Source organism: Actinoplanes lobatus (assembly GCF_014205215.1).
In the GTDB taxonomy this organism is placed as follows: Bacteria; Actinomycetota; Actinomycetes; order Mycobacteriales; family Micromonosporaceae; genus Actinoplanes; species Actinoplanes lobatus.
Window position 1 is genome coordinate 5,374,887 of sequence record NZ_JACHNC010000001.1, and the last position, 26,594, is coordinate 5,401,480.

Annotated in this window: 23 protein-coding genes; 12 read left to right on the forward strand and 11 right to left on the reverse strand. The window is 69.8% G+C overall.

The annotated features are described in order from the left end of the window. The first annotated feature begins 68 nt into the window (after positions 1–68). Positions 69–1,088, forward strand: coding sequence for an aldo/keto reductase (locus BJ964_RS24675; protein ID WP_188122900.1), 1,020 nt, complete (start codon positions 69–71; stop codon positions 1,086–1,088). Between the two features lie 189 nt (positions 1,089–1,277). On the opposite strand, the gene BJ964_RS24680 is transcribed toward BJ964_RS24675, so the two are convergent. From BJ964_RS24680 to BJ964_RS24695, 4 genes are all read right to left on the reverse strand, one after another. Next, positions 1,278–2,192, reverse strand: a complete 915-nt coding sequence (locus tag BJ964_RS24680) for a carbohydrate ABC transporter permease (RefSeq protein WP_188122901.1) — start codon at positions 2,190–2,192, stop codon at positions 1,278–1,280. 1 nt (position 2,193) lies between these two features. Beyond that, complete coding sequence (locus BJ964_RS24685; RefSeq protein WP_188127131.1) at positions 2,194–3,129, reverse strand: carbohydrate ABC transporter permease; 936 nt, start codon at positions 3,127–3,129, stop codon at positions 2,194–2,196. Positions 3,130–3,287: 158 nt separating this feature from the next. Continuing rightward, positions 3,288–4,652: an ABC transporter substrate-binding protein gene (locus tag BJ964_RS24690; RefSeq protein WP_188122902.1), complete on the reverse strand. Its 1,365-nt coding sequence runs from the start codon at positions 4,650–4,652 to the stop codon at positions 3,288–3,290. A gap of 346 nt (positions 4,653–4,998) precedes the next feature. Beyond that, a complete protein-coding gene (locus BJ964_RS24695; protein ID WP_188122903.1) occupies positions 4,999–6,363 on the reverse strand; it encodes a UDP-glucose dehydrogenase family protein in 1,365 nt (454 codons plus the stop codon). Positions 6,364–6,683: 320 nt separating this feature from the next. On the opposite strand from BJ964_RS24695, the gene BJ964_RS24700 reads away from it, so the two are divergent. The 4 genes from BJ964_RS24700 (at position 6,684) to BJ964_RS24715 (ending at position 14,890) form a co-directional block, all read left to right on the forward strand. Continuing rightward, the gene (locus BJ964_RS24700; protein ID WP_188122904.1) at positions 6,684–9,371 is read left to right on the forward strand and encodes a cellulose binding domain-containing protein; all 2,688 of its coding nucleotides are present in this window, start codon (positions 6,684–6,686) and stop codon (positions 9,369–9,371) included. A gap of 57 nt (positions 9,372–9,428) precedes the next feature. Beyond that, positions 9,429–12,347 (forward strand): glycoside hydrolase family 48 protein, encoded by a 2,919-nt coding sequence (locus tag BJ964_RS24705; RefSeq protein WP_229806871.1) that lies wholly within the window; start codon positions 9,429–9,431, stop codon positions 12,345–12,347. 4 nt (positions 12,348–12,351) lie between these two features. Further along, complete coding sequence (locus tag BJ964_RS24710) at positions 12,352–13,446, forward strand: lytic polysaccharide monooxygenase auxiliary activity family 9 protein (protein WP_188122905.1); 1,095 nt, start codon at positions 12,352–12,354, stop codon at positions 13,444–13,446. A gap of 241 nt (positions 13,447–13,687) precedes the next feature. Beyond that, on the forward strand, positions 13,688–14,890 hold the full coding sequence (locus BJ964_RS24715; protein WP_229806870.1) for an SGNH/GDSL hydrolase family protein: 1,203 nt from the start codon (positions 13,688–13,690) through the stop codon (positions 14,888–14,890). Between the two features lie 20 nt (positions 14,891–14,910). Here BJ964_RS24715 and BJ964_RS24720 read toward each other — a convergent pair whose 3' ends face one another. Continuing rightward, positions 14,911–15,540, reverse strand: coding sequence for an L-threonylcarbamoyladenylate synthase (locus tag BJ964_RS24720; protein ID WP_188122906.1), 630 nt, complete (start codon positions 15,538–15,540; stop codon positions 14,911–14,913). 23 nt (positions 15,541–15,563) lie between these two features. Here BJ964_RS24720 and BJ964_RS24725 point away from each other — a divergent pair, with 23 nt between their 5' ends. Next, positions 15,564–16,007 carry an NUDIX hydrolase gene (locus tag BJ964_RS24725; RefSeq protein ID WP_188122907.1) on the forward strand — a complete coding sequence of 148 codons (444 nt, stop codon included), beginning with the start codon at positions 15,564–15,566 and terminating at the stop codon, positions 16,005–16,007. A gap of 1 nt (position 16,008) precedes the next feature. Here the strand turns inward: BJ964_RS24725 and BJ964_RS24730 are convergent, their stop codons facing one another. From BJ964_RS24730 to BJ964_RS24750, 5 genes are read right to left on the reverse strand one after another with little or no spacing between them, the layout of a single operon-like run. Then, a complete protein-coding gene (locus tag BJ964_RS24730; protein WP_188122908.1) occupies positions 16,009–16,833 on the reverse strand; it encodes a hypothetical protein in 825 nt (274 codons plus the stop codon). Further along, positions 16,830–17,774: a hypothetical protein gene (locus BJ964_RS24735; RefSeq protein WP_188122909.1), complete on the reverse strand. Its 945-nt coding sequence runs from the start codon at positions 17,772–17,774 to the stop codon at positions 16,830–16,832. The genes BJ964_RS24730 and BJ964_RS24735 overlap by 4 nt, the downstream gene beginning before the upstream one ends. A gap of 40 nt (positions 17,775–17,814) precedes the next feature. Next, complete coding sequence (locus BJ964_RS49175) at positions 17,815–18,819, reverse strand: glycoside hydrolase family 26 protein (protein ID WP_188122910.1); 1,005 nt, start codon at positions 18,817–18,819, stop codon at positions 17,815–17,817. A 41-nt stretch (positions 18,820–18,860) separates the two neighbouring features. Then, positions 18,861–19,607, reverse strand: a complete 747-nt coding sequence (locus BJ964_RS24745; protein ID WP_188122911.1) for a hypothetical protein — start codon at positions 19,605–19,607, stop codon at positions 18,861–18,863. Positions 19,608–19,649: 42 nt separating this feature from the next. Then, entirely contained in the window at positions 19,650–19,805 is a 156-nt protein-coding gene (locus BJ964_RS24750) for a hypothetical protein (RefSeq protein ID WP_188122912.1), read from the reverse strand. A gap of 87 nt (positions 19,806–19,892) precedes the next feature. On the opposite strand from BJ964_RS24750, the gene BJ964_RS24755 reads away from it, so the two are divergent. The 5 genes from BJ964_RS24755 to BJ964_RS24775 all read left to right on the forward strand — a co-directional run bounded on the left by BJ964_RS24755 (position 19,893) and on the right by BJ964_RS24775 (position 25,018). After that, a complete protein-coding gene (locus BJ964_RS24755; RefSeq protein ID WP_188122913.1) occupies positions 19,893–21,320 on the forward strand; it encodes an NAD-dependent succinate-semialdehyde dehydrogenase in 1,428 nt (475 codons plus the stop codon). A 48-nt stretch (positions 21,321–21,368) separates the two neighbouring features. Then, positions 21,369–21,755 (forward strand): GntR family transcriptional regulator, encoded by a 387-nt coding sequence (locus BJ964_RS24760; protein ID WP_188122914.1) that lies wholly within the window; start codon positions 21,369–21,371, stop codon positions 21,753–21,755. Further along, entirely contained in the window at positions 21,752–22,600 is an 849-nt protein-coding gene (locus BJ964_RS24765; RefSeq protein WP_188122915.1) for an ABC transporter ATP-binding protein, read from the forward strand. Before BJ964_RS24760 ends, BJ964_RS24765 begins: the two co-directional genes overlap by 4 nt. Further along, positions 22,597–23,637, forward strand: a complete 1,041-nt coding sequence (locus tag BJ964_RS24770) for a hypothetical protein (protein WP_188122916.1) — start codon at positions 22,597–22,599, stop codon at positions 23,635–23,637. The genes BJ964_RS24765 and BJ964_RS24770 overlap by 4 nt, the downstream gene beginning before the upstream one ends. 244 nt (positions 23,638–23,881) lie before the next feature. Next, positions 23,882–25,018 carry a sugar ABC transporter substrate-binding protein gene (locus BJ964_RS24775; RefSeq protein WP_188122917.1) on the forward strand — a complete coding sequence of 379 codons (1,137 nt, stop codon included), beginning with the start codon at positions 23,882–23,884 and terminating at the stop codon, positions 25,016–25,018. Positions 25,019–25,041: 23 nt separating this feature from the next. Here BJ964_RS24775 and BJ964_RS24780 read toward each other — a convergent pair whose 3' ends face one another. Further along, positions 25,042–25,758, reverse strand: coding sequence for an alanyl-tRNA editing protein (locus BJ964_RS24780; RefSeq protein WP_188122918.1), 717 nt, complete (start codon positions 25,756–25,758; stop codon positions 25,042–25,044). A 269-nt stretch (positions 25,759–26,027) separates the two neighbouring features. Between BJ964_RS24780 and BJ964_RS24785 the strand changes: the two genes are divergently transcribed. Then, complete coding sequence (locus BJ964_RS24785; protein ID WP_188127134.1) at positions 26,028–26,594, forward strand: Uma2 family endonuclease; 567 nt, start codon at positions 26,028–26,030, stop codon at positions 26,592–26,594.

Here is a 26,594-nt window from a genome sequence, read left to right on the forward strand (position 1 = left end):
CACTGTTCCGTATCGTTGGTTAACGGAACGTGGTTCCGGTTCCACTCACGTTACCTGAGGAGACCGCCATGCAGTACCGCACCCTCGGCCGTACCGGCGTGCAGGTCAGCACCCTCGTGCTCGGCGCGATGAACTTCGGCCGGATCGGGAACACCACCCAGCGGGACGCCGACGCCATGATCGGCGCCGCCCTCGACGCCGGCGTCAACCTGATCGACACCGCCGACTGGTACAGCGACGGTCAGTCGGAGGAGATGGTCGGCAAGGCCATCGCCGGCCGCCGCGACGACATCGTGCTGGCCACCAAGGCGACCATGCCGATGAGCGACAACCCCAACCACCGGGGCGGTTCACGCCGCTGGCTCTTCACGGCGCTCGACGACAGTCTGCGCCGCCTCGGCGCCGACCACGTCGACCTCTACCAGATCCACCGGTGGGATCCGGAGACCGGCGACGAGGAGACCCTGGCCGCGCTGACCGACCTGCAACGTGCCGGGAAGATCCGCTACTTCGGGTCGTCGACGTTCCCCGCCTACCGGATCGTGCAGGCGCAGTGGGCGGCCCGGGAGCACCGTCTGAGCCGGTATGTCACCGAGCAGCCCAGCTACTCGATCCTCCAGCGCGGCATCGAGGCCCACGTCCTGCCGGCCACCCGGGAGTACGGGATGGGCGTGCTGACCTGGAGCCCGCTCGCCTCGGGCTGGCTGTCCGGGGCGGTCCGGGTCGGCCGGGAGATCACCACGAACCGCTCGGCGATCCTGCCCGAGCGCTTCGACCTCACCATCGCGTCCAACCGGGCCCGGATGGACGCCGTCGAACGGCTCGCCGTGGTCGCCGACCAGGCCGGACTCACGATGATCCAGCTGGCCCTCGGCTTCGTCACCGCGCACCCGGCGGTGACCGGTGCGATCATCGGCCCGCGCACGACGGCCCACCTGGAGGCGCAGCTCGCGGCCGCGGACACGGTGCTGCCGGCGGACGTGCTGGACGCGATCGACGAGATCGTCGCGCCCGGGGTGGATCTGGCCGCGCACGAGAAGTTCGACACGCCCCCGGACCTGCTGGATGCCGCGCTGCGCCGCCGGTGAGAAGCGGCAGAGCCGCCGCCGGGTCGCAGCAACGCCCGGCGGCGCCTCGCGGGCCGGACCCGGCAGATGGTCGCGGCGCGCCAGGGGACGGCGACCGGTGCGGTCGGGGACGGCTCACCCCGTACCGGAAATGGTCGAAGGCCGCACCCTCGCGCGGAGAATGCGGCCTTCGGGGGTCTTGCGGAGGGGTCAGCCCTTGACGCTGCCCGCGAGCAGGCCGCGGACGAAGTAGCGCTGGAGCAGGAGGAACACCGTGACCGGCACGATGATCGACACGAAGGCGCCGGCGGAGAGCAGGTGCCAGGCCGTGCCGCGGGTGCCGCTCAGGTTGGACAGCTGCACCGTCATCGGGGAGATCTCCGGCGAGCCGGCGAAGGTCAGCGAGACCAGCAGGTCGTTCCACACCCAGAGGAACTGGAAGATGCCGAACGCGGCCAGGGCCGGCACGAGCAGCGGCAACAGCACCTTGAAGAAGATCGACACGTGACCCGCGCCGTCGATGCGGGCGGCCTCGATGAGGCTGGCCGGGACCTCTTTGATGAAGTTGTGCAGCAGGTAGATCGCCAGCGGCAGCGCGAACGTGGAGTGCGACAGCCACAGCGTCCAGAACGTGTTGTTCAGGCCGGCCTTCACGTAGAGCTGCAGCAGCGGCACCAGGGTGACCTGGAGCGGGACGATCTGCAGCGCGAAGATCGCGATGAACAGGACGTTCTTGCCGGGGAAGTTCATCCAGGCGAACGCGTACGCGGCCAGCGACGCCAGACACAGCGGGATCACCACCGAGGGGATGGTGATGACCAGCGAGTTCAGGAAGAAGTCGGCCAGGTTGATGCCGCCGTCGTCGAAGACGGCCCGGTAGTTGTCCAGCGTGACTTCGGGGTCGGAGAAGAACGTCCACCAGCCGGTCCGCTTGATCGCCATCTCCGGGCGGAACGAGGAGATCAGCAGGCCGAACGTGGGGATCGTCCAGAGCACGGCGATGACGACCGCGGCGAGCGACGCCCACGGCGAGGTGAGCCGGTTCTTCGCATCCGCCGCGGCGGACAGCTTATGGGCTTCCGACTTCGACACCGGCGTGGTGGTGAGAGGAGCTGCGGTGGTCATCTCACGCCTCCGAACGGCGAAGCTGGCGGATGTTGTACACGACGATCGGGATGACGAGGATGAACAGCACCACCGCGAGCGCCGAGCCGAGGCCCTTGTCGTTGCTGCGGAAGCTCTGGCTGTAGAACTCGTTGGCGATCACGTTCGTGTCGAACCGGCCACCGGTCATGGTCTGGACGATGTCGAAGACCTTCAGGGTGCCGATCGCGATGGTGGTCAGCACGACCACGACCGCGGGGCGGATCGCGGGCAGCGTGACGAACCGGAACATGCCCCACGGGCCGACGCCGTCGAGGCGGGCCGCTTCGATGATGTCGTCCGGGATCGCCTTGATGGCCGCCGACAGGACGGTCATCGCGAACCCGGCCTGGATCCAGATCATGACCACGATCAGCAGGAAGGTGTTCAGCGGCGACTCGATCAGCAACTGCACCGGCTCGCCGCCGAGCCAGACGATGACCTGGTTGATCAGGCCGATCTGCTGGACGTTGCGCTGGTCGGGGCGGTATTCGTACATGAACTTCCAGATCACCGACGCCGCGACGAACGAGATCGACATGGGCAGGAAGATCAGTGCTTTGGCGAACGACTCCATCCGGGCCTTGTCGACCAGGATGGCGTAGAGCAGGCCGATGCCGGTCGCCGCGAACGGGGTGACCAGCACCCAGAACGCCGTGTTGCGCAGCACGATGAGCTGCTCGGCGTCGGTGAAGATCTTCGTGTAGTTGTCCAGGCCGATGAAGTTGCTCAGCGAGGCGTCGAAGAACGACTGGTAGATGGTGCGAACACCGGGGTAGAGCAGCCCGACGCCGAGCATCAGCACGGTCGGGAGGAGATAGAGCGCGGCGACCGCACGGTCGCGCTTGCCGGACACCCGGCTGGCGGCGAACAGGACCAGGCCGACGACGGCGGTGAACAACAGGATCGCCGCGAACATCTGCAGGATCTTGTCTGAGGTGGTGGAGGCGGTGGTGAACACGCGGCCCGTTCCTCCTTGGCTTGACGCAAGCGAGAGGTTAAGTGAAGAACAGATGTGGGCGAACTGCCAGGGCCGGTCGGGTATGACCCCCGACCGGCCCCGGTATTACCAGTTCGTCACTTGGGCCAAGAGTTCTCGATGTTGTCGAGCGTGGTCTTGGTGTCCTGACCGGTGATCCAGGCCGTCGTCTGCTTCCAGAACGAGTTGGCGCCGACCGCACCGGGCATCATGTCCGAACCGTCGAAGCGGAACTGCGCGTTCGGGTCCTGGAGGATGCCGGCCGAGAGCTGGTCGATCGGGTTGGTCAGGTTCGCCGGGTCGAGACCCTTGTTCGCGGAGACCCAGCCCGAGGAGAGCTTGGCCTTGGTGTTCGCCCACACGTCGCTGGACAGGTAGGTCTGGAAGGCCTTGACCTCCGGACGGTCCGCGAACGCCAGGACGAACTCACCGCCGCCGAGGACCGGCTTGCTGGTGGCGTCCTTGCCCGGCAGGTAGAAGGCGTAGATGTCGCCGTCCTTGGCCACCTTGGTGCCGGCCGGGAAGTTGGCCGCGTAGAAGCTGGCCTGGCGGTGCAGCGAGCACTGGCCGTCGAGGATCGGCAGACCCGCGTCCTGGAAGGTGGTGCCGGCGATGCTCTTGACGTCGCCGAGGCCGCCGTTCACGTACTTGTCGTTCTTGAGGTAGGCGCCCACGGCGTCCAGGGCCTGGGTGGCCTCGGGGCCGTTGAAGGGGATCTCGTGCTTGACCCACTTGTCGTAGGCCTCCGCCCCGGAGAGGCGGAGCATGAAGTCCTCCATCCAGTCGGTGAGCGGCCAACCGGTCGCCTCACCGGACGCGATGCCGGCACACCACGGCTTGCCGCCGTCCGCGACGATCTTGTCGCTGAGCGCCTTGAGCTCGTCGAGGGTGGTCGGGATCTGGTAGCCCTTGTCCGCGAACTCCTTCGGCGAATACCACACCAGGGACTTCACGTTGGCGCCCAGCGGCGCGGCGTAGAACTTGCCGTCGACCGTGCCGTAGGCCTTCCAGTCGGGGCCGAAGAACTTGTCGACGTTGGCGGCGGTCTCGGCCGGGGCCTCGACGGCCTTGCCGGTCTTCACCAGGTTCTGCAGCAGACCCGGCTGCGGCACGTAGGCGATGTCCGGCGGGCTGCCGGCCTCGGCGCGGACCAGGATCTGGGTCTCGAAGGCCTTGTCGCCCTCGTACTTGACCGTGACACCGGTGCACTGCTCGAAGGGCTTGTAGGACTCCTTGTGCGGAGTGTCCTCCGGGGTGACGATGCCGGTGTAGATCGTGACCGTCTTGCCCTTCAGGTCACCGAACGCGGTGTAGGGCGAGCAGTCGATCGCCGCCGCCGACGAGCCGTTGGTGGCCTCGGTGTCGTCGCTGTCGCCGCAGGCGCTGAGGCCGAAGACCAGCCCCACGCTGAGGGCACCGGCGAGCGCGACCCGCGATCGCGAACTCCCACGTTGAACGAACATACCGCTCCCTATGTCTATAGCGCCTCCGGCGCCTTGCGGCGCCGCCGTCCGAAGCGCTTCTTGACCAACAGTCAAGAGGTAACCAGCAAGTTGCGCAATGATTTCAGCGCGATCGAGTCGGTAACGATATCGCTGCGACCCATCGGCACCTTAACCGGTTAAGGATATTGGCGGAAGAGCCTACCGGGCCCCGGGATTTCCCGGAGCGTATATCCAGTTTTTTCCGGATAAAACCTTGGGTGAGTCGGTTTTGTTGGCGCTACTTCTGGCGATACGGGTCCACTGTCGCAAAAAGGAACCGCCGCACCCCTCGGCGAGGGATGCGGCGGTTCCGGCGATCAGCGTTCTAGCGGGCGACTGCGAGGTACTTGTAGCCGATCCGGCGCATCCGCTCCGGGTCCAGGACATGACGGCCGTCGAGCACCACCGGGTTGCGCATCAGGCCGATGAACTTCGACCAGTCCAGCTCCAGGTACTGCGCCCACTCGGTGACCAGCACAACCGCGTCGCAGTCGGCGAACAGGTCGTCGATCGTGGCGCTCAGGTACGGCGCCAGCTCCGGCTGCTCGGCGCGGAACCGCTCGGCCGCCACCGGGTCGTGCAGCTTCACCCGGGCGCCCCGGGCCAGCAGCGAGTTCGCGATGTCCAGCGCCGGCGCGTCGCGCAGGTCGTCGGTGTTCGGCTTGAACGCCAGCCCGAGCAGGCCGATCTTGCGGCCCTTCAGGATGCGCAGCTCGTCCTGGAGCCGCTCGACGGCGATGGCCCGCTGCCGGCTGTTGACGTCGCGGGCCGCCTTCACGATCGGCATCTCGAGGTTGTACTCGGACGCGGTGGCGATCAGGGCCTTGGTGTCCTTGCCGAAGCAGGAGCCGCCCCAGCCCACGCCGGGCTGGAGGAACCGGGAGCCGATCCGCTGGTCCAGCCCCATGCCGCGGGCGACCTCGGTGATGTCGGCGCCGACCTTGGCGGCCAGCTGGCCGATCTCGTTGGCGTAGCTGATCTTGAGGGCCAGGAACGCGTTGGCCGCGTACTTGATCAGCTCGGCGGAGGCCAGGTCGGTGGAGACCAGCGGGACCGCGTTGGCGTCCTCCGGCCGGGGCATGAAGGTCGGCGGCGTGAACGTCTGGTTGATGATCGGCCGGTAGAGGCGGTTGAGCACCTCGAGGCTGCGCGGGTTGTCCGAGCCGATGACGATCCGGTCCGGGTACAGGGTGTCGGCGATGGCGTTGCCCTCACGCAGGAACTCCGGGTTCGACGCGACCGCGAACTCGGCGCCCTCCGGCCGGTCCTCCCGGGTGGCGAACGAGTCACGCAGGATGGCGTCCACCCAGTTGCCGCTGCCGATCGGGACCGTGGACTTGTTGACCACCACGGTGAAGTCGTGGTCGAGAGCGTGCGCCACGCTCTCCGCCGCGCCGCGCAGGTAACGCAGATCCGGGCTGCCGTCCGGGGCCGACGGGGTCTGCACCGCCACGAAGACCACGTCCGCGCCGGGGACGGCCTCCTCGTACGACGTCGTGAACGTGAGGTTCTGCGCCGCCTCGGCGAGCAGATCCTCCATCCCGGGCTCGTAGATCGGGCACTTGCCACCGCGCAGCATGTCGACCTTGGCCTGGTCGAGGTCGACACAGGTGACGTCATGGCCGAGGAAGGCCAGGCTGACGCCCGTGGTGAGGCCGACATAGCCGGTACCGACAACGCAAACCTTCATGCAATCTCCTCCACCGCTATGCCGGCCCGCGGTTACACCACGTATCGGGGGCGTGGCTCACCGGCCTCTGTCGGAGCCGGCCGGCCGATGCCGCCGATGGCACCGACCTGCGTGTTCCGCCGAATGATACACAGCCTTTTGGCTCACTTTTTGTCACTGAATGTGGCCTTCCAGCGAGCCGGGTTCCCTCCTCATCGGCAGTTGAACCCGGAGTGCTGCGAAGGATGCGGAAAGTTTCCGGCTCTTGACAGGAAGATGACGGAGACCGACGCTGCTGGGAGCGCTCCCACTTACATGCTTCAATGGAAGGGTCGTCCCCCATGCGAAGGTCCCCCGGCGGCGCGATCGTCGCCGCCCTCGTGACGGCAGCGACCGCCGTCGCTGTCGCGTCAGGCCCGAACATAGCCTCGGCCGCCCCCGCCGAGCCCTACACCTGGAAAAACGTCCGGATCGACGGCGGTGGTTTCATCCCCGGCATCGTCTTCAACCCGGGCGAGAAGGACCTCATCTACGCGCGCACCGACATCGGCGGCGCCTACCGCTGGACCCAGTCCACCCAGAGCTGGACCCCGCTGCTCGACTGGGTCGGTCAGGACGACTGGGGACACAACGGCGTACTCAGCATCGCCCCGGACCCGGTCGACACCGCCCGGGTCTACGCGGCCGTCGGCATGTACACCAACAGCTGGGACCCCAACAACGGCGCCATCCTGCGCTCCACCGACAAGGGAAACACCTGGCAGCGGACCGCCCTGCCGTTCAAGGTCGGCGGCAACATGCCCGGCCGTGGCATGGGCGAGCGCCTCGCCGTGGACCCGCGGAACAACCGGAACGTCTATTTCGCCGCCGAGGGTGGAAACGGGCTCTGGCGCAGCACCGACTACGGGGCCACCTGGGCGAAGGTGTCCAACTTCCCGAACGTGGGCAACTACGTGGCCGACCCGTCCGACACGAACGGCTACCTGAGCCAGAACCAGGGGCTGACGTGGGTCACCTTCGACCCGGCGTCGACCAACGTCTACGTGGGCGTGGCCGACAAGGAGAACCCGGTCTACCGGTCCACCGACTCCGGCGCCACCTGGTCGCGGATCGCCGGGCAGCCCACCGGCTACCTCGCGCACAAGGGCGTGGTGCAGGGCAACTACCTGTTCATCGCCACCAGTGACACCGGCGGCCCGTACGACGGGACGGCCGGCCAGGTCGCCCGGCTGGACACCACCACCGGCGTCTGGACCGACATCTCGCCGACCCCGGTGGCCGACCGCTACTACGGCTACTCCGGGCTCACCGTCGACAAGCAGAAGCCCGGCACGCTCATGGTCGCCACCCAGACCTCCTGGTGGCCGGACGCGATCTTCTTCCGGTCCACCGACTACGGCGCCACCTGGACCCGGATCTGGGACTGGAACGGCTACCCGAGTCAGACGAAGCGTTACACCATGGACATCTCGGCCAACCCGTGGCTGGACTTCAACAGCAATCCGCAGCCTCCGGAGAGCACCCCGAAGCTCGGCTGGATGAACGAGAGCCTGGCGATCGACCCGTTCGACTCCAACCGGCTGCTCTACGGCACCGGCGCCACCCTCTACGGCACCACCCAGCTCACCAACTGGGACTCCAACACCACCTTCTCGATCAAGCCGTTCGCCAAGGGCATCGAGGAGACCGCGGTCCAGGACCTGGCCAGCCCGCCGACCGGGGCGCCGCTGGTCAGCGCCCTCTACGACGTCGGCGGCTTCTACCACGCCGACCTCGACACCGTGCAGGCGAGCTTCCACGACAGCCCGGCGCTGGGCAGCAACACCGGCCTGGACTTCGCCGAGCTCAACCCGCAGTTCTTCGTCCGGGTCGGCAACGCCTCGGCCGCCCCGCACATCGGCATCTCCAACGACGGCGGCAAGAACTGGTACCAGGGCCAGGAGCCGTCCGGCGTGACCGGCGGCGGCACCGTCGCGGTCGGCGCCGACGCCAACGCGGTGGTCTGGTCCCCGGCCGGCACCGGCGTGTACTACTCCACCACCCGGGGCAGCTCGTGGACCGCGTCGACCGGCATCCCGGCCGGGGCGAAGGTGGAGAGCGACCGGGTCAACCCCAAGACCTTCTACGGGTACGCCGCGGGCAAGTTCTACACGTCCACCGACGGCGGGGCCACCTTCACCGCCTCGGCGGCCGCCATGCCGACCGAGGGCCGGGTCAACCTGAAGGCCGTGCCGGGCGCCGCCGGTGAGGTGTGGCTGGCCGGCAAGACCGGGCTGCTGCGCTCCACCAACTCCGGCCAGACGTTCACCACGATCGGCGGTGGCGTGTCGGAGGGGATCAACGTGGCCTTCGGCAAGGCCGCTCCGGGCGCCACCGCCCCGGCGGTCTACCTGGTCGGCACGGTCGACGGCGTGAAGGGCGTGTTCCGGTCCGACAACACCGGCGCCTACTGGGTCCGGATCAACGACGACAAGCACCAGTACGGCAACGCCGGCGACGCCCTGGCCGGTGACCCGCGCGTCTACGGCCGGGTCTACCTGGGCACCAACGGCCGCGGCATCCTCTACGCCGACCGGCAGGGCGGGCCGACCTCGCCGACCCCGTCGACGTCGGCCTCCTCGGCGTCACCGTCCCCGTCGGTCTCGGTCTCGGTGTCCCCGTCCGTGTCGGTCTCGCCGTCCGTGTCGGTGTCGCCCTCCACCTCACCCAGCACCTCCACCGGCTGCACCGCCACCTACAAGGTGACCGGGCAGTGGGGCGGCGGCTTCCAGGGCGAGGTGACCGTCAAGAACACCGGTACGGCCTCCACCACCGGGTGGAAGGTCGGCTGGACCTACACGGCCGGGCAGACCGTCACGCAGAGCTGGGGCGGCACCGCCACCCAGTCCGGCGCCGCGGTCACCGTCGTGAACGCCGGATACAACGGCACCCTCACGTCCGGGGCGTCCACCACGTTCGGATTCCTCGGCAGCAACACCGGCACCACCAACCCCGTTCCGTCCCCGATCAGCTGTTCCACCACCCCGTAGGCCGGATCCCGGGCGGTCTACGGGCCGCCCGGGCCCCGGCGGAGAGGAACATCCCCCGTGAGTCCATTCAGAGACCGCCTGCGACGCAGGCTGGCCCTCTCCGGCGTCGCCGTTCTCGGCGCCGGAGCGGTCCTCGCGGCCGGCGCCCCGGCCTATGCCGCGGCCGGCTGCACCGTCGTGTACAAGGTGCAGAGCCAGTGGACCGGCGGGTTCACCGGCGACATCCAGATCAAGAACACCGGTGACCCGCTGACCAGCTGGAAGCTCGAGTTCGACTTCCCGGACGCGGCCCAGAAGGCGGTGCAGGGCTGGAACGGCGTCTACAGCCAGTCCGGTCAGCACGTCACCGTCAACAACGCCGCCTGGAACGGCTCGATCGCCACCAACGGCACCGTGGGCACCGGCTTCAACGGCACCTTCGGCTCGGCCAACCCGGTGCCGACCGCGTTCACCCTCAACGGCACCGCCTGCAACCAGGCGGCGAACGCGCCGACCGTGGCGATCAGCAGCCCGGCCGCCAACACCCGCTACACCGCGCCCGCGTCCATCCCGATCGCGGCGACCGCCACGGCGGCCAGCGGGCAGACCATCAGCAAGGTCGAGTTCTACCACGACGGCCTGTTGCTGGGCACCGACACGACCTCGCCGTACGCGTACACCTGGGACGGGGTGCCGGCGCAGACCGCGGCCTACCACCTCCAGGCGATCGCGTACGACAACGCCGGCACCAAGAGCAGCACCGCCGACGTGCCGGTCTTCGTCGACGCGGCGACCACCCCGGCGATCGTCGCCGACGCCACCTCGCTGGCGATCAACCCGGGCGCCAGTGGTTCGTTCAAGCTCGCGCTGAGCAAGGCGCCGACCGCGAGCGTCACCGTGGCCGTGGCCCGTTCCGCGGGTTCCACCGCGGTCACCGTGGCCCCGGCGACGCTGACCTTCACCACGTCGAACTGGAGCACCGGCCAGGCGGTCACCGTCTCGGCCGCCAGCACGGCGACGGCCGGTTCCACCGCGACGATCACCGCCAGCTCGACCGGCTACACGTCGGCCCAGCTGGGTGTCACGGTCACCGAGCCCGGTTCGGTCGACACCAGGTTCACGCAGCTCTACAACGACCTGAAGAACCCGGCGAACGGCTACTTCAGCCCGGAGGGCGTGCCCTACCACTCGATCGAGACGCTGATCGACGAGGCGCCCGACCACGGTCACGAGACCACCAGTGAGGCGTTCTCCTACTGGCTGTGGCTGGAGGCCGCGAACTCGCGGATCACCGGCGACTGGGCGCCGTTCAACAGCGCCTGGACCACGATGGAGAAGTACATCATCCCGTCGCACGCCGACCAGCCGACGAACGCGAACTACAACGCGTCCAAGCCGGCGACGTACGCGGCCGAGTACCCGCTGCCGTCGCAGTACCCGTCCCAGCTCGACACCGGCGTCTCGGTCGGCACCGACCCGCTGGCCGCCGAGCTGAAGAGCGCGTACGGCACCGACGACATCTACGGCATGCACTGGCTGCTGGACGTCGACAACACCTACGGCTTCGGCCACTGCGGTGACGGCACCACCCGGGTCGCGTACATCAACACCTTCCAGCGTGGCACGCAGGAGTCGACCTGGGAGACCGTGCCGCAGCCGTCCTGCGACACGTTCAAGCACGGCGGCCCGAACGGCTACCTGGACCTGTTCACCAAGGACGCGTCCTACGCCAAGCAGTGGAAGTACACCAACGCGCCGGACGCCGACGCCCGTGCCGTGCAGGTCGCCTACTGGGCGCTGCAGTGGGCCACCGAGCAGGGCAAGCAGTCGCAGATCTCGACGACCGTCGCGAACGCCGCCAAGATGGGCGACTACCTGCGGTACTCGTTCTACGACAAGTACTTCAAGCAGCCCGGCTGCGCGTCCACCTCGTGTGCCGCGGGCACCGGCAAGAACGCCTCCAGCAACCTGATGTCGTGGTACTACGCCTGGGGCGGGGCCTACGACACCAGCGCCGGCTGGGCGTGGCGCATCGGTTCCAGCACCAGCCACTTCGGCTACCAGAACCCGATGGCCGCCTACATCATGTCCAACGTCAGCGCCTTCAACCCGAAGTCGCCGACCGCGAAGGCCGACTGGCAGGCCAGCCTGACCCGCCAGCTGGAGTTCTACCAGTGGCTCCAGTCGTCCGAGGGCGCCATCGCCGGCGGCGCGACGAACAGCTGGAACGGCAACTACTCGGCGCGGCCGACCGGCACGCCGACCTTCTACGGCCTGGCCTACGTGGAGGCCCCGGTCTACTCCGACCCGCCGTCCAACCAGTGGTTCGGCATGCAGGCCTGGTCGCTGGAGCGGCTGGCCGAGTACTACTACACGACCGGTGACGCCAAGGCCAAGACGATCCTCGACAAGTGGGTCACCTGGGCGCTGGCGAACTCCACCATCACCGCCACCAGCTTCGAGATCCCGTCCGACCTGACCTGGTCCGGCGCGCCGGCCACGTGGAACCCGTCGAGCCCGGCGGCCAACACCGGCCTGCACGTCACGGTCAAGACCAAGGGCACCGACCTGGGTGTCGCGGGCTCGTTCGCGAAGCTGCTCACCTTCTACGCCGCCAAGTCCGGCAACGCGGCGGCGAAGACGGCGGCGAAGAACCTGCTCGACGCGATCTGGACGCACAAGGACGGCAAGGGCGTCTCGGTGACCGAGACCCGTGCCGACTACAACCGGTTCGACGACGTCTACAACGCCTCCACCGGTCAGGGCATCTACATCCCGCAGGGCTGGACCGGGAAGATGCCGAACGGCGACGTGATCCAGCCGGGTGTCTCGTTCCTGGACATCCGCAGCTTCTACCGCAGCGACCCGGACTTCCCCAAGGTCCAGGCCTACCTGAACGGCGGCGCCGCGCCGACGTTCAACTACCACCGGTTCTGGGCGCAGGTCGACGTCGCCACCGGCTACGCCGAGTACGCCCGCCTCTTCCCCCAGGGGTGACGATGTGAGAATCCTTCGATTGGCCGCGGTGGCCCTGTTCGCCGCCGCGGCCGGGCTCCTGGCCCTGCCCAGCAGCCCGGCCCAGGCCCACGGCGCCATCCAGGTGCCCGGCAGCCGTACCTGGTTCTGCTACCAGGACGGCCGTAACCCGACCACCGGCGCCATCGAGCCGAAGAACGCGGCCTGCGCCGCGGCGGTGGCGCAGAGCGGGGTCAACGCGCTGTACAACTGGTTCGCCGTGCTCCGGTCCGACGGGGCCGGGCGGGTCAGCGGGTTCCTCCCGGACGGCCAGTTGTGCAGCGGCGGGACGGGTGGGCCGTACAACTTCACCGGGTTCAACCTGGCCCGCACCGACTGGCCGACGACGCACCTGACGGCCGGGGCGAACATCCAGTTCAAGTACAACGACTGGGCGAAGCACCCGGGCACGTTCTACCTCTACATCACCAAGGACGGCTACGACCCGACCAAGCCGCTCGCCTGGAGCGACCTCGAGCCGACGCCGTTCGACCAGGTGACCAACCCGCCGGCCAACGGCGGGCCGGGCACCGACGACGGCCACTACTACTGGAACGGGAACCTTCCCGCGGGGAAGACCGGCCGGCACCTGATCTACTCGGTGTGGTCGCGCTCGGACAGCACGGAGACCTTCTACGGCTGCTCGGACGTGGTCTTCGACGGCGGTAACGGCGAGGTCACCGGGATCGGTAGCGGGGGCACCACCAGCCCGTCCCCGAGCACCCCGGCCAGCCCGTCGCCGAGCGTCTCGGTGTCGCCCAGCACGCCGGGCGGCGGAACCGGCGGCTGCTCCGGCATGTACAACGTGGTCTCGGCGTGGAGCGGTGGCTTCCAGGGTCAGGTCATGGTGCACGCCGGCGCGACGGCGGTGAACGGCTGGAACGTCTCCTGGACGTTCCCGGGCGACCAGAAACTCGCCCAGCTGTGGAGTGGGAAGGCCACCAGCAGCGGATCGCTGGTGTCGGTGACCAACGAGAGCTGGAACGCGAGCGTCCCAGCGAACGGTTCCGTCACCTTCGGGTTCCTGGCGTCCGGCACAGCCGCGACACAGCTGCAGAACCTAACCTGCACCACGGGGTGACACCCCGGTGACGGTTCCCCCGGCAGTGTGATGGAGGTCGCGCCGCCGGGGGCGCCGTACATCGGGAGGTAGCTTGACGAGCTACGGACGATATCCGTACCTTACCCGCATTAAGAATAAAAGCTCTATTTCACGTCGATCGGGTCAAGAAGAACCACCCGGTCCAGCCGGCCGGCCCGCGGTCGGCCGCGCGCTCACCCGCCGGGGCCTGCTGCTGGCCGGTGGCGGTGCCACGCTCGTCGTGGCCACGCCCGGCGCCGCCGGGCAGCGCGCCACCCTGGAACGTGAGCCCCCGCGGGTCGGCACCTGGGCGGCCGCCCCCACCGCGGTTCCGGTGAAGAAGGTTCTCACGCTCGAGGACCAGACCGTACGGCAGGTCCTGCACACCAGCATCGGCGGCGACCTTCCACAGCTCACCCTGTCGAACGAGTACGGCGCCGAACCGGTGCGCATCGGCGCCGCCCGGATCGGGGTGCGTACCGGTGGCCTGGGATCCAGCGCCACCGTCCCGGGCAGTGACCGGCCGCTCACCTTCAACGGCTCGCCGGCCCCCGTCCTGGCTCCCGGGCAGGTGCTGGTCAGCGACCCCACCGACCTCGTCATCGGGGCCGGCTCCGACGTGGTGGTCAGCCTCTACCTGCCGGAACGCGTCCGGGCCGGCACGATCAGCCCCCGGTCGAAGCAGGAGAACCTGATCGTCGCGGGCGACGCCACCGCACGGCCCGAGCCGGGCCCCGGCCGGACCATCACCCGGTACCTGTGGGTGACCGGGCTGAGCGTCCGCGCGGTCCGGGCGGCGTCCGCGATCGTCACCCTCGGTGACTCGATCACCTGCGGCACCGAGACCACCGACAACGCCAATCACCGCTGGCCCGACCTGCTGGCCGCCCGGCTGCGCGTCGAAGGGCTGCCCCGCGGGGTGCTCAACGTCGGGCTCAGCGGCAACCGGCTGCTGTTCGGCTACGAGGACCCGACCGGCAGCGCGGACAAGAAGGCGTACATCGGCGCGGCCGCGCTCCGGCGCTTCGACCGCGACGTGCTCACCCACCCGGGGGTGGGCCACGTGATCGTCCTGATCGGCGTGAACGACCTGGCCAACAAGCCGGCCCGGACCGCCGGCGAGATGATCGCCGGGCACCGGGAGTTGATCCTGCGGTCCCACGCGGCCGGGCTGCGGGTGATCGGCGGCACCCTGCTGCCCTTCGCCGGCGCCTCGGACCGCTACGACAGGCAGCCCAACCAGCGGGTCCGAACGGAACTCAACGCGTGGATCCGGGGCAGTGGCGAGTACGACGCGGTGATCGACTTCGACGCGGCGCTGCGCGACCCCAACGATCCGTGGCGGCTGAACCCCCGCTACGACTCCGGGGACGGGCTGCACCCGAACGACGAGGGCACCGCGGCGCTGGCCGCGGCCGTGCCGCTGAACCTGTTCGGGGACTGACCCGTCACCTCCGGTGCGGATCAAACCTCGCTCGTGAACCGGTACGGATCCCCGGCGCCCACCCGCAGGATCTCCGGGGCGCCGCCGGACAGGTCGATCACCGTGGTCGGCTCGGTGCCGCAGTCGCCGGAGTCGACCACCGCGTCCAGGGCGTGGTCCAGTTCCTCCTTGATCTGCCAGCCGTGCGTCATCGGCTCGGTCTCGCCGGGCAGCAGCAGCGTGCTGGAGACCAGCGGCTCGCCCAGTTCGGCCAGGATCGCCTGCGCCGTGACGTGACCGGTGATCCGTACCCCCACGGTCTTCTTCTTGGGGTGCAGCAGACGCCGGGGAACCTCCTTGGTGGCCGGGAGGATGAACGTGAACGGCCCCGGGGTCGACGCCTTCACCGCCCGGAACAGCGCGTTGTTGATCGTCACGAAATGGCCCAGCTGGGCGAAGTCGTGACACATCAGGGTGAAATGGTGCCGATCGTCGAGATGACGGATCGCCCGGATCCGGTCCAGCGCCTCCTTGCTGCCCATCCGGCACCCCAGCGCGAAGCACGAGTCCGTCGGATAGGCGATCAGAGCGTCGCCGCGGATCAGGTCGGCGATCTGATGGATGCTGCGCTGCTGCGGATTGTCCGGGTGCACGTCGAAGTACTTGGCCACTCGTCGCAGCTTAGGCTGCGGGCATGGCATCCGTTCACCGCCCGGCTGCACGAGTGATCTGTTTCGACGCCGACGGGCGCGTCCTGCTCCTGCACTGGGAGGATCCGGTCACCGGCGACCGCCTCTGGGAGCCGCCCGGCGGAGGCATCGACCCGGGCGAGACGCCGCTGCGGGCCGCCCGGCGCGAACTGGCCGAGGAGACCGGGCTCGACCCGTCCGCGGTCCGGGAGCGGTGCATCGACGTGCCGCGCGACACCTGGTGGAAGGGGACCCACTTCGTGGGCCCCGAACAGTTCTTCCCGGCCTTCTTCGGCACCGCACGGCCGTCCGTGACCAGAGAGAACCTGCTTTCGTACGAGCAGAGCGAACTCCAGGGACATCGGTGGGTCCACCCCGCCGACCTGCACACGCTGCCCGGCCGCCTCGAACCGCCCGATCTGGCGGCCGTGATCCGCGAGTTGAGCTGAGCTACCCCGGCCCGGGCATGGACAGCTTCGCGCAGGCAGCCCGGTCGGCGGCGCAGTCCCGGCGGACGATCACGTCGTCGTCGCCCCACTCGTACTGGAGCCGGTAGTCCTCGCCGCGCGGCGCGAAAGCGGTCATCCGGAACGTTCCCGGAACCGTCAGCTCCCGTTCGGCGCCCCGGTAGCGGATTCGCAGGTACAGACGCCAGGCGTGCTCGTGGCGGGTCGCGGTGTTCAGGATGCTGATCACCCAGATCTCGTTGCGGGTCAGCGAGATGTGCTTGGCCGCGAAGTACGGGCCGCCGTCCGGGGTGGCCACGGCCGGGATCGGGGCGTCCAGGTTCAGCACCAGCTCGGTGCCGTCGCCCTCGCCCTGCGCGCCGATCGCGTAGACGGTCCCGGTGCGGATCTCCTTCCGCTCGGCGACCTCCACGCGTACGTCGAGGATCGTCACCGCCGAGGAGCGCTTGCCCTCCAGGATCACCTTGGTGCGGGAGCGCCCCGCCGGGACGAAACGTGGGTCCTTCCCCGGGTCGGCCGGCTCGGTGGCCACGGCCTCCGCGGCCGCGAGGAAGAGGCCTTTTTCGGACACGCCGAAGTCGGCCCGCACGGTGACCACGTCCGCGCCGGCCAGGTCGAGCACCCGGTCCGAGAGGTACGGGATGACGCCCGGCACCACCGTGGCGATCGCGGTGGTCGCCACCAGCGCCACCCAGGTCTTGGTCCACCGAGACAGCCGGGTCCAGCCGGTGGCCTCCGGCGCGGTCGTCTCCGCCGGGGCCGGCGGGGCCGCTCGCCGATCCCGCTGCCTGCGCCGCGCCCGGCTCATGCGGCGCTCCTCGACGGGCCGGGCAGCAGGGCGAACGCCGCGCCGAACGCCAGCATCGAGCACGCCGCCAGCAGGTAGCCGCTGTCCGCCGCCACCGTGGCGGTGGCGCGGACCGACGGGGCCGTGATCCGGGCGGCGTCCCAGCGCAGCACGTAGTAGCCGGCCGCCAGGATCGCGAACACCGCTCCGGCCAGCGTGATCCCGGCCGTCCCGGCCCAGTGCGCCACCCGTGGCGCCAGCAGCGCGGGCGCCATCAGGGCCAGGCATCCGGCCAGGCCCACCCGGTACAGGGTGGCCCACCGGTCCACGTCCGCCGGGGCCGGCGCCAGCGGGTCCAGAACGAACAGCCCGATCGCGGACGGGGCCACGTGATGCCACGACAGGGCGACGGCGAGCACCGCGCCGATCAGCGCGGCCCCGAGACTCACCCGGAACGCGACCGGCGCCGCCACCGGGAGCCCGCGGCCGGCGGCGAGGAGGCCGAGCAGGGCCAGCACCAGGCCGCCGATGAAGAGCAGGCCGCCCACCGCGGGCGTGACCTCGCCGACCGCCAGCTGTCGCGGGACGTGGTCCGTCGTGTTGTACGCCACGACGAACCGGTTCGCGGTGGTGTGGACGGTCAGGAACACGGCCAGGACGGCGGCCCCCTCCAGCAGGAAGACCGTCCCCCAGCGCAGCGGAACGGCCAGCGGCCGCCGCGAGCCGAAACAGACCACGGTGGCGGCCGAGGCGACGATCACCACCAGCACGGCCCGGGTCGCGCCGAGCGGCCACAGATCGCCGAGCATCACGTACCGCCGGATCCCGTCACCCAGCGGCGGCACCTCCAGGTACGCCCACGGCAACGTCGTGCCGATCAGCGCGGCGGCCAGGCCGTTGCCGGCGCTGAGCAGCCCGAGCCACCACCACCCGGACCGTCCCGCCGACCCTTCGCCCTCCATGGGCCATCATCTTAGTGATCCCGATCTATCGCTGTCGGAATCAGCCGGAGAAGCGGGTGGAGCGCACCATCCTGCGGTAGGCGGCCAGCGCCTCGGCGTCGCTGTCCGGCCGGAAGTTGCGGGACGTCCCCTTCTGCCGGTCGGTGTCGAACCAGACGACCGCACCGACCGACGGGGTCTCCTTCACGTAGGCGGAGAGCTTCCGGATCCACGGGGCCTTGGTGCCCTTGCCGTGGCCGATCGCCGCCGTCTCGGCCAGCACGATCGGCTTGCGCTTGCCGTAGGCCGACACGATCGGGCTGAACAGCGTCCGCGGCGACTCCTTGGAGAAGTTGTAGCCGGAGACGCCCACCCAGTCGACGTAGGCGTCGCCCGGGTAGTAGTTCTCGAACCGGTTCCACGAGACGTCCGGGCCGGAGTTCCAGTTCGGCGCCCACACCCAGGCCACATTCGTCGCGCCCTCGTCCCGGAAGATGCGGTGGATGCGCCGCCACGACTTGATGTAGCCGGACGGCTTCTTCCCGTTGTGGGCGCCGTCCCAGGCGAACCAGTTGCCGTTCATCTCCCAGGCCCAGCGCAGCATGATCGGCCGTTTCATGCCGGCCAGCCGGTTCGCCATCAGGGCGATGTCCTTGTCGGACTTGCCGCTGGTGATCCGCTGGTGGGTGGTGCCGTCCCAGGAGATCATCAGGACCGCGCCCGCGGGGACCTCCGGCTCGGCGAGCGGCGCGTACCCGGACCACGGGTAGTACCGGTGCACGATCCGCTGCTCCCGGCCGAGCTGCTGTCGGCGCAGCGCCAGACTCTCGGTGAGGGTCCGCCCGCGCAACGACAGATACGAGCCGAGCAGCGCCTTGCCCTTCCGGAAGGGGACCGCGCCGCCCCGGGCGGCGGCCGCCTCGGCGCCGCCCGCGACGGCGCCGGACAGGGCCACGGCCGGCACGGTCAAGGACAGCAGGCTCAGCACCCGCCGGCGGGCCAGCCCGTCAAGCTGCTCGTTCTCCACCAGCACCAGACTGCCGCAGACCCGGGCGGTCGCCCTCACACCCGCGGCCCGTGAAGATCACCCGTTCAGCCGTACGGACCTCAGCGATCCAGCAGGTCGCGGCGCGCCTCCGCCAGCGCGTCGGTGACGTCCTCCGGATCGAGACGGCGTACGTCCCAGGCGTCGACCAGATGCCCGGCGAGCCCGTCCCAGATCTCGATGGCCTCCTCGACCAGCTCCAGCGCCTCCGTGCCGGCCGGCCCGGCGCACAGGATCTCGGTCTCGGTGATGAGGCGGCGGCCCGCGTCCTCCACGTCGGCGATCTCCCACCGGGATCCTGTGGTCACGGCCGCGACCTCCTGGAGGACGGCCTCGTACACCTCGACCGCGGAACGGTGCTCGAGCAGGCCCGCCGCGCTCAGCAGGCGGGCCGCGAACAGCCGGTCCCGGGTCGCGTGATCGACCACCAGCGCGGCCAGCCGCCCGGGGTCGAGCGACCGGACGGCCCGCTCGTAGACGACGTGGTCCGGCTCCTCGGCGTACGGGTCGGCCTCGGCGGCGAACCGCACGTCGGCGTCGAAGGAGGCCAGCGCCACGGCGACGGCGTGGGCGCAGAACCCGTCGTCGTCGGCCGGGCCGTCGCAGTCGCACTCGCCGGTGAACGCCCGGTCGACGACACCCACCCAGGCCAGGAACACCGCGCCGTCGTCGGTCACCTCGGCCTGCGCGCCGCCGCCGACGGACGCCAGCTCGCCGACGGCGCCGGTGGCGGTCAGACGGTCGGCGACCGCGATGATGCCGGAGGGGATCGAGTCACGGAACGCGGGTACGTCGATGAGAGCCGCCATGATCCGGAACCCTACCGGTTGGTAGACGCCACCACATGGCGGTCAGCGACGGTGGCCCCGGCTCTGCAGGCGGGTCAGCAGGTTGCGGAGGCGGGCCTGGTTCTCCGGCTTGGCCAGCTCGCGGCGGCCCCTGTCGACGATCTGCCGGCCGCGCGGGCTGTTCAGAAACGCTTGGATGCGCTGCGTGATGGTGGGCATGTCCCCAGTGTGCCCGGCTTCGCGTGGCGCGGCGCGTGCGAGCGGACGATGCTGAGGGCGTAACCACCGTGAGTGTGAGGAGTCCCCGTGGAGACCGATCTGTTCATCGCCGGGAAGTGGGTGCCCGCGTCCTCGGGCGGCCGGTTCGACGTGCTCGATCCGGCGACCGGTGACATCATCGCGTCGGTCGCCGACGGCGGGGAGGCGGATGCGATCGCCGCGGTGGAGGCGGCCGCCGCGGCCGGCCCGGGCTGGGCCGCGACCCCGCCGCGGGTCCGGTCGGAGGTGCTGCGCAGGGCGTTCGAGCTGATCACCGAACGCGCCGCGGACCTGGCGAGGCTGATCAGCCTGGAGAACGGCAAGGCGCTCACCGACGCGAAGGGTGAGGTGACGTACGCCGCCGAGTTCTTCCGCTGGTTCGCCGAGGAGGCGGTGCGGGGCGACGGTGCGATCGCGACGGCGCCGTCCGGCGCCAACCGGATCCTGGTGGTACGCCAGCCGGTCGGCGTGTGCGTTCTGGTGACGCCGTGGAACTTCCCGGCCGCGATGGCCACCCGCAAGATCGGCCCGGCGCTGGCCGCCGGCTGCACGGTGATCCTCAAGCCGGCCAGCGACACGCCGCTCACCGCTCTGGCGATGGCCGCGATCCTGGCCGAGGCCGGCGTTCCGGACGGTGTGGTGAACGTGCTGCCGTCCCGTGGTTCGGGCCGGGTGGTGTCGGCCATGCTGCGTGACTCCCGGGTGCGCAAGCTGTCGTTCACCGGTTCCACCGAGGTCGGCCGGATCCTGCTGGCCCAGGCCGCGGAGAACGTCGTGAACACGTCGATGGAGCTGGGCGGGAACGCCCCGTTCGTGGTGTTCGCCGATGCCGACCTGGACGCCGCGATCGAGGGCGCGATGATCGCGAAGATGCGCAACGGCGGGGAGGCGTGCACCGCGGCGAACCGGTTCTTCGTCGAGGCGCCGGTGGCCGACGAGTTCGCCCGGCGGCTGGCGCTGCGCATGTCGGAGCTGGTGGTGGGCCCGGGCACGGACGAGAAGACGCAGGTCGGGCCGCTGGTCAACGAGGACACGGTGGCCAAGGTGGACAGTCTGGTCCGGGGCGCCCTGGACGGTGGCGCGTCGGCTGTCACCGGGGGCAGCCGACCGGACGGTCCGGGCTTCTACTATCCGCCGACGGTGTTGACCGGGGTGGCCGCGGACGCGCCGATCCTGCGGGAGGAGATCTTCGGGCCGGTCGCGCCGATCGTCACGTTCACCGGCGAGGACGAGGCGGTCGGGCTGGCCAACGACACCGAGTACGGCCTGGTCGCGTACGTCTACACCAGAGACCTGGCGCGCGGCCTGCGGGTGAGCGAGGCGATCGAGGCCGGCATGGTCGGCATCAATCGGGGCCTGGTCAGCGACCCGGCCGCGCCGTTCGGCGGGGTGAAGCAGAGCGGCATCGGCCGGGAGGGCGGCCACGAGGGTCTGCTCGAGTACCTCGAATCGAAGTACATCGCCGTCAACTGGTGATCCGCCTTCAGCTATTCTGCTAGGCAACTAGTGGAATAGAGGTTGCGGATGATCGAGTTCCATCTGGACGCCCGGTCCGGTGTGTCGCCGTACATGCAGCTCATCCAGCAGGTGCGGCACGCGCTGCGGCTGGGCGTCCTGCGCGAGGGCGACAAGCTGCCCACCGTCAAGGAGGTGGTGGCCCGGCTCGCCATCAACCCGAACACGGTGTCCAAGGCGTACCGGGAGCTGGAGTACGAGGGGCTGGTCCAAGCGCGGCCCGGGCTCGGCACGTTCGTCACGCGGACCCTCGCCGGGGACGCCGAGATCCATCGGCCGCTGCGCCGCGACCTGGAGCGATGGCTGGCCGGGGCGCGCGCCGCCGGCCTCGACGACGAGAGCATCGAGGCCCTCTTCCTCAGCGCGTTCCGCGCGTCCCAGGAGGCGCGACCGTGAGCGCCGCGCTGGAAACCCGAAACCTCACCAAACGGTACGGGCGGCGCACCGCATTGTCCGACTGCACCCTCACGGTGCCGGCCGGCCGGGTCGTCGGGCTGGTCGGGCCGAACGGCGCCGGCAAGTCCACCCTGCTCCAGCTCGCCTGCGGCCTGCTCACCCCGAGCGGCGGCGACATCCGGGTGCTGGGGGAGCGGCCGGTCAGCGGCTCCCCGCGGGTGGCGTTCGTGGCCCAGGACACCCCGGTCTACCCGGGTTTCACCGTCGCCGAGCACCTGCGCCTCGGCGCCCACCTCAACCCGTCCTGGGACTCCGGGTACGCCGACCGCAGGATCGCCGCCCTCGGCCTGGACCCGGCGCAGAGGGCGGGCAGCCTCTCCGGGGGCCAGCGCGCCCAGCTCGCCCTCACGGTGGCCGCCGCGAAACGGCCCGAGCTGCTGATCCTGGACGAGCCGGTGGCCGCGCTCGACCCGCTCGCACGGCGCGGCTTCCTCCAGGCGCTGATGGAGCTGGCCGCCGAGTCCGAGGTCAGCGTGATCATGTCGTCGCACCTGATCGCCGACCTGGAGCGCACCTGCGACCACCTGATCGTGCTGCGCGGCTCGCGGGTGGGGGTGGCCGCCGACGTCGACGACCTGCTCGCCACCCACCACCGGCTGACCGGCCGCCGACGGGATCCGGCCGCGGTCTCCGCCGGCCGGGTCGTGATCGGAGAACGGCACACCGACGTGCAGTCGACGCTGATCGTGCGCAGCACCGCGCCGATCGACGACCCGGAGTGGCAGGCCGGCCGGCTCGACCTGGAGGACATCGTCCTGGCGTACCTGACGGAGGGACAGCGATGATCTGGCTCACCTGGCGGCAGTCCCGGGCGCAGGCCCTGGCCGCCGCCGCGCTCCTGCTCGTGGTGCTGACCGCCGTCGCCCTGACCTGGCCGTCCCTCACCGACGCCGCCCGGGTCAGCGGCTTCGCGGCCTGCCACGGCGACTGCGAGGCGGCCGCCGGCGAGTTCTCCGCCCTGGTGGCGCAGCGGACCGCGGTCCTCGTCTACTACGCCGGCACCGCGCTGCTGCTCCTGCTGCCCGCCCTGGCCGGCGCGTTCTGGGGCGCGCCGCTGGTGGCCCGCGAGCTGGAGTCGGGCACGTACCGCATGGTGTGGAGCCAGAGCGTCCCGGCCCGGCGGTGGCTCGCCGTCAAACTGGCCGGCGTGGGCGGCGGGGTGGTCCTGCTGGCCGCGGCGACCAGCACGACGCTGACCGTCTGGGCGGGGGAGATCGACCGGGCGTACGCGAACCGGGTCGAACCGGTGATCTTCGCGGCCCGCGGTGCCGTCCCGGTCGGCTACGCGGCGCTGGCCCTGGTCACCGGGGTGCTCCTGGGTCTGCTGCTGCGCCGTAGCCTGCCGGCGATGGCGGTGACGCTGCTCGTGGTGGCGGCCGTGCAACTGGCCGTCCCGGTCACGGTGCGCCCGCTGCTGGCCGACCCGGTCACCACCGTCTCCGCCCTGGAGCTGACCGCGGAGAGTGGGCTGTCCCTGTCGGTCGACGAACGGGACGGCAGCGTGGAGGTGCTGGTGGATCCCGGCGTCACCGGGTCCTGGGTGCTCGGCAACCGGGTGCTCACCGCGGGCGGCGAGGAGTTCACCGGGCCGATGGATCCCACCCGCTGCGGCCTCACGGCGGCCCACGGCGCCTGCCTCGCCTGGCTGGGAGAGCAGGGTCTGCGGCACGAGGTGACGCACGTGCCGGCCGACCGGTTCTGGGCTCTCCAGTGGCGTGAGTTCGGGGTCCTGGCACTGCTCACGGGCGTATTGTCCTGGTTTTGTCTGTCGCGTAGCCGTCGCCGGAACCGGGGAGCCGCTGATGGCGGATCGCGCCGATGAGACCGCCCTGACGGCCGGTGTGGTGATCCCCCCACCGGCTATTCCCCGAGGGGCCTAACGGCCGGTACCGAGGAGAGATCGCACCATCACACGCAGTGATTGTTGGCAGTCGGCGTACAGAAATGAATAATCTTGTTTCCCGGCCCCCCAACCCGACGATCATCACGGTGCGTTCTGACCGATACTTGGCGGACCGTTCAGTGCTCACCGCAGCTCGGGACACCCTGAGAGGACACCTATAGCCATGCGCAAGTCTTTGCTCGCTCTGGTCGCCGCCGGCCTGCTGACCACGGCCACGCTCACGGCTTGTGATGACGGGGGTGACACTGAGACGGCGGGTGGCAACACCTCGACGACCACGAACGGTGGCAGCGAGGAGGTGACCGGCGAGGGTGGCATCGGCGTGATCCTGCCCGACACCAAGAGCTCCCAGCGGTGGAAGTCGGACGACCCCCGCTACATCGAGGCGGCCTTCAAGAAGGCCGGCGTCAAGGACTACTCGATCGTCAACGCCGAGGGCGACAAGGAGCAGTTCAAGCGTCTCGCCGAGACCATGCTCGACAAGGGCTTCAAGGTCCTGGTGATCGTGAACCTCGACTCGGTCAGCGGCAAGGCCGTCATCGACAACGCCCACTCCCGCGGCGTCCCGGTGATCGACTACGACCGGCTCACCCTGAACGGCGCCGCCGACTACTACGTGAGCTTCGACAACGAGGCCGTCGGCCAGCTGCAGGCCAAGGAGCTGCTGAACTGCCTGGACCAGAAGAAGGTGACCAACGCGGTGGTCGCCGAGCTCAACGGCTCACCCACCGACAACAACGCCACCCTCTTCAAGAACGGCTACGACACCGTCCTCAGCGCCAAGTACGACTCGGCCCAGCTGATCAAGGGCCCGGACCAGTGGGTGCCGGACTGGGACAACGACGAGGGCCGCGAGATGTTCTCGCTGATGCTCAAGCAGTACCCGAACATCGGTGGGGTGCTCGCCGCCAACGACGGTCTCGGCAACTCGGCCATCGAGGTCCTGCGGGAGAAGAAGCTCAACGGCAAGGTTCCGGTCACCGGGCAGGACGCCACCGTCCAGGGCCTCCAGAACATCCTCACCGGCGACCAGTGCATGACCGTCTACAAGGACGTGAAGCAGGAGGCGGACGCCGCCGCCGAGCTGGCGATCAACCTGTTCAACGGCGTCAAGCCGGGCCTCCCCGACAAGCTCAAGGACCCGGAGTCCGGCCTCTACATCCCGTTCAAGAGGCTGCTGCCGAAGGCCATCACGATCAAGAACGTGAAGTCGGTCGTCGAGTCCGGCTTCGTCGACGTGAACACGCTGTGCAACGCCAAGTACAAGAACGCCTGCAAGGAAGCCAACGTCATCAAGTGATGACCGGCACGGGCCGGTAGGACCTAGTCCGCGATCCTGATCCGGACGCGGCGGTTCTGCCGGCCCTTGCTCTCCACCTTCACCACCTCGACCCGGCCCACCTGCGCGGTCGACGCCACATGCGTCCCGCCGTCGGCCTGCACGTCCAGCCCCATGATGTCGATCACCCGGATCTCCGGATGATCCAGCGGCGGCAGCGCGTCCTGCGTCCGCACCAGTGTCGGAATCTCCAGCGCCTCCGCCCGGGGCAGCACCCGCGCCACGATCTTCCGGTCCGCCGCGATCTCCGCGTTGACCGCGTCCTCCAGCGCCTGTTTGAAGCCCGGCGGAACCTCCGGCAGGTTGAAGTCCATCCGCGCCTCGCCCGGCTGCATGTTCCCACCGGTCACCAGCGCCCCGAAATCCCGGAACACGGTCCCGCACAGAATGTGCAGCCCCGAGTGCGTCCGCATCAGGCTGCCGCGCCGCGCGTCGTCGATCGCCCCGCGCACCGTCGTCCCCGCCTTCGGCACCGGATCCCCGGGCGCCGGGATCAGATACTGCTCGTCGCCCTTGCGCGTGTCGACGATCCGGGTCTGCACACCCTCCCAGAGCAGCACCCCGTGATCCGGCGGCTGCCCACCCCCACCGGGATAGAACGCCGACCGGTCCAGCACGATCCCCGCCTCCGGATCGGACCACAACACCGTGCAGTCCCATTCGCGCACAGTCGGGTCGATCCAGTCCAGCCGCTCCGTCACACCCCGACTCTATGACAAACACCCCACCGGCGCGGTCACCCTCACCGCCACCAGGCCTTTCCCCCATATTTCGTACGGCCTGCGCCGCCCCCGACCACACCACCGGCGTCCCGCCACCTCCGCGACCCGGTGCCGGGTCGAGCCCGCGAGGCCCCGCCGGGCGGAGATCGCCGCTCACCCTCCCGCTGCGCGAACAGCCCGCCATGGCACGCTGGAGACCGAACACCGCCAGAGATGAGGCGACGCCGGAGCGAAGCGGAGGTGGCGCAATGAGCTTGGCAGTGCTGGAGCACCCGGAGCCGTGGACCGAAGACGAATACTTCGCGCTCGGCGAGACCTCGAATCGAATCGAGCTGATCGATGGGAGCCTGTGGGTGGGTCCCGCGCCGGGCAAACGACACCAGCACATCGCGTTTCTGCTCGCTATGGGGCTCTACGCCGCAGCCGAACGATCGGGATTCCTGGTGCTGCAGGATGTCAATCTGAGGCTGGCCGGTGGCCGGATTCTCCAACCCGACATCGTCGTGGCCGACACCGACGACCTCGGCACGACGGTGGAGGCGGCCGAGGCCAAGCTCGTCGTCGAGGTGGTGTCACCGAGCAACGCCGGTACAGACCGCCTCCTGAAGCCCCAGTTGTACGCGGCGGCCGGAATCGGGTGGTATTTGCGCGTGGAGCAGCCGGACGACTCGGTCGAACTGCACCTGCACCGGCTGGTCGACGATCGCTATGCTCCGGCCGAGGTCGTAGGCCCCGGCCAGACACTCACCTCCGACGAACCGTTCCCCTTCGCGATCGAAGTGGCGTCCCTGCTGCGCCGCCGTCCCCGCGACTGA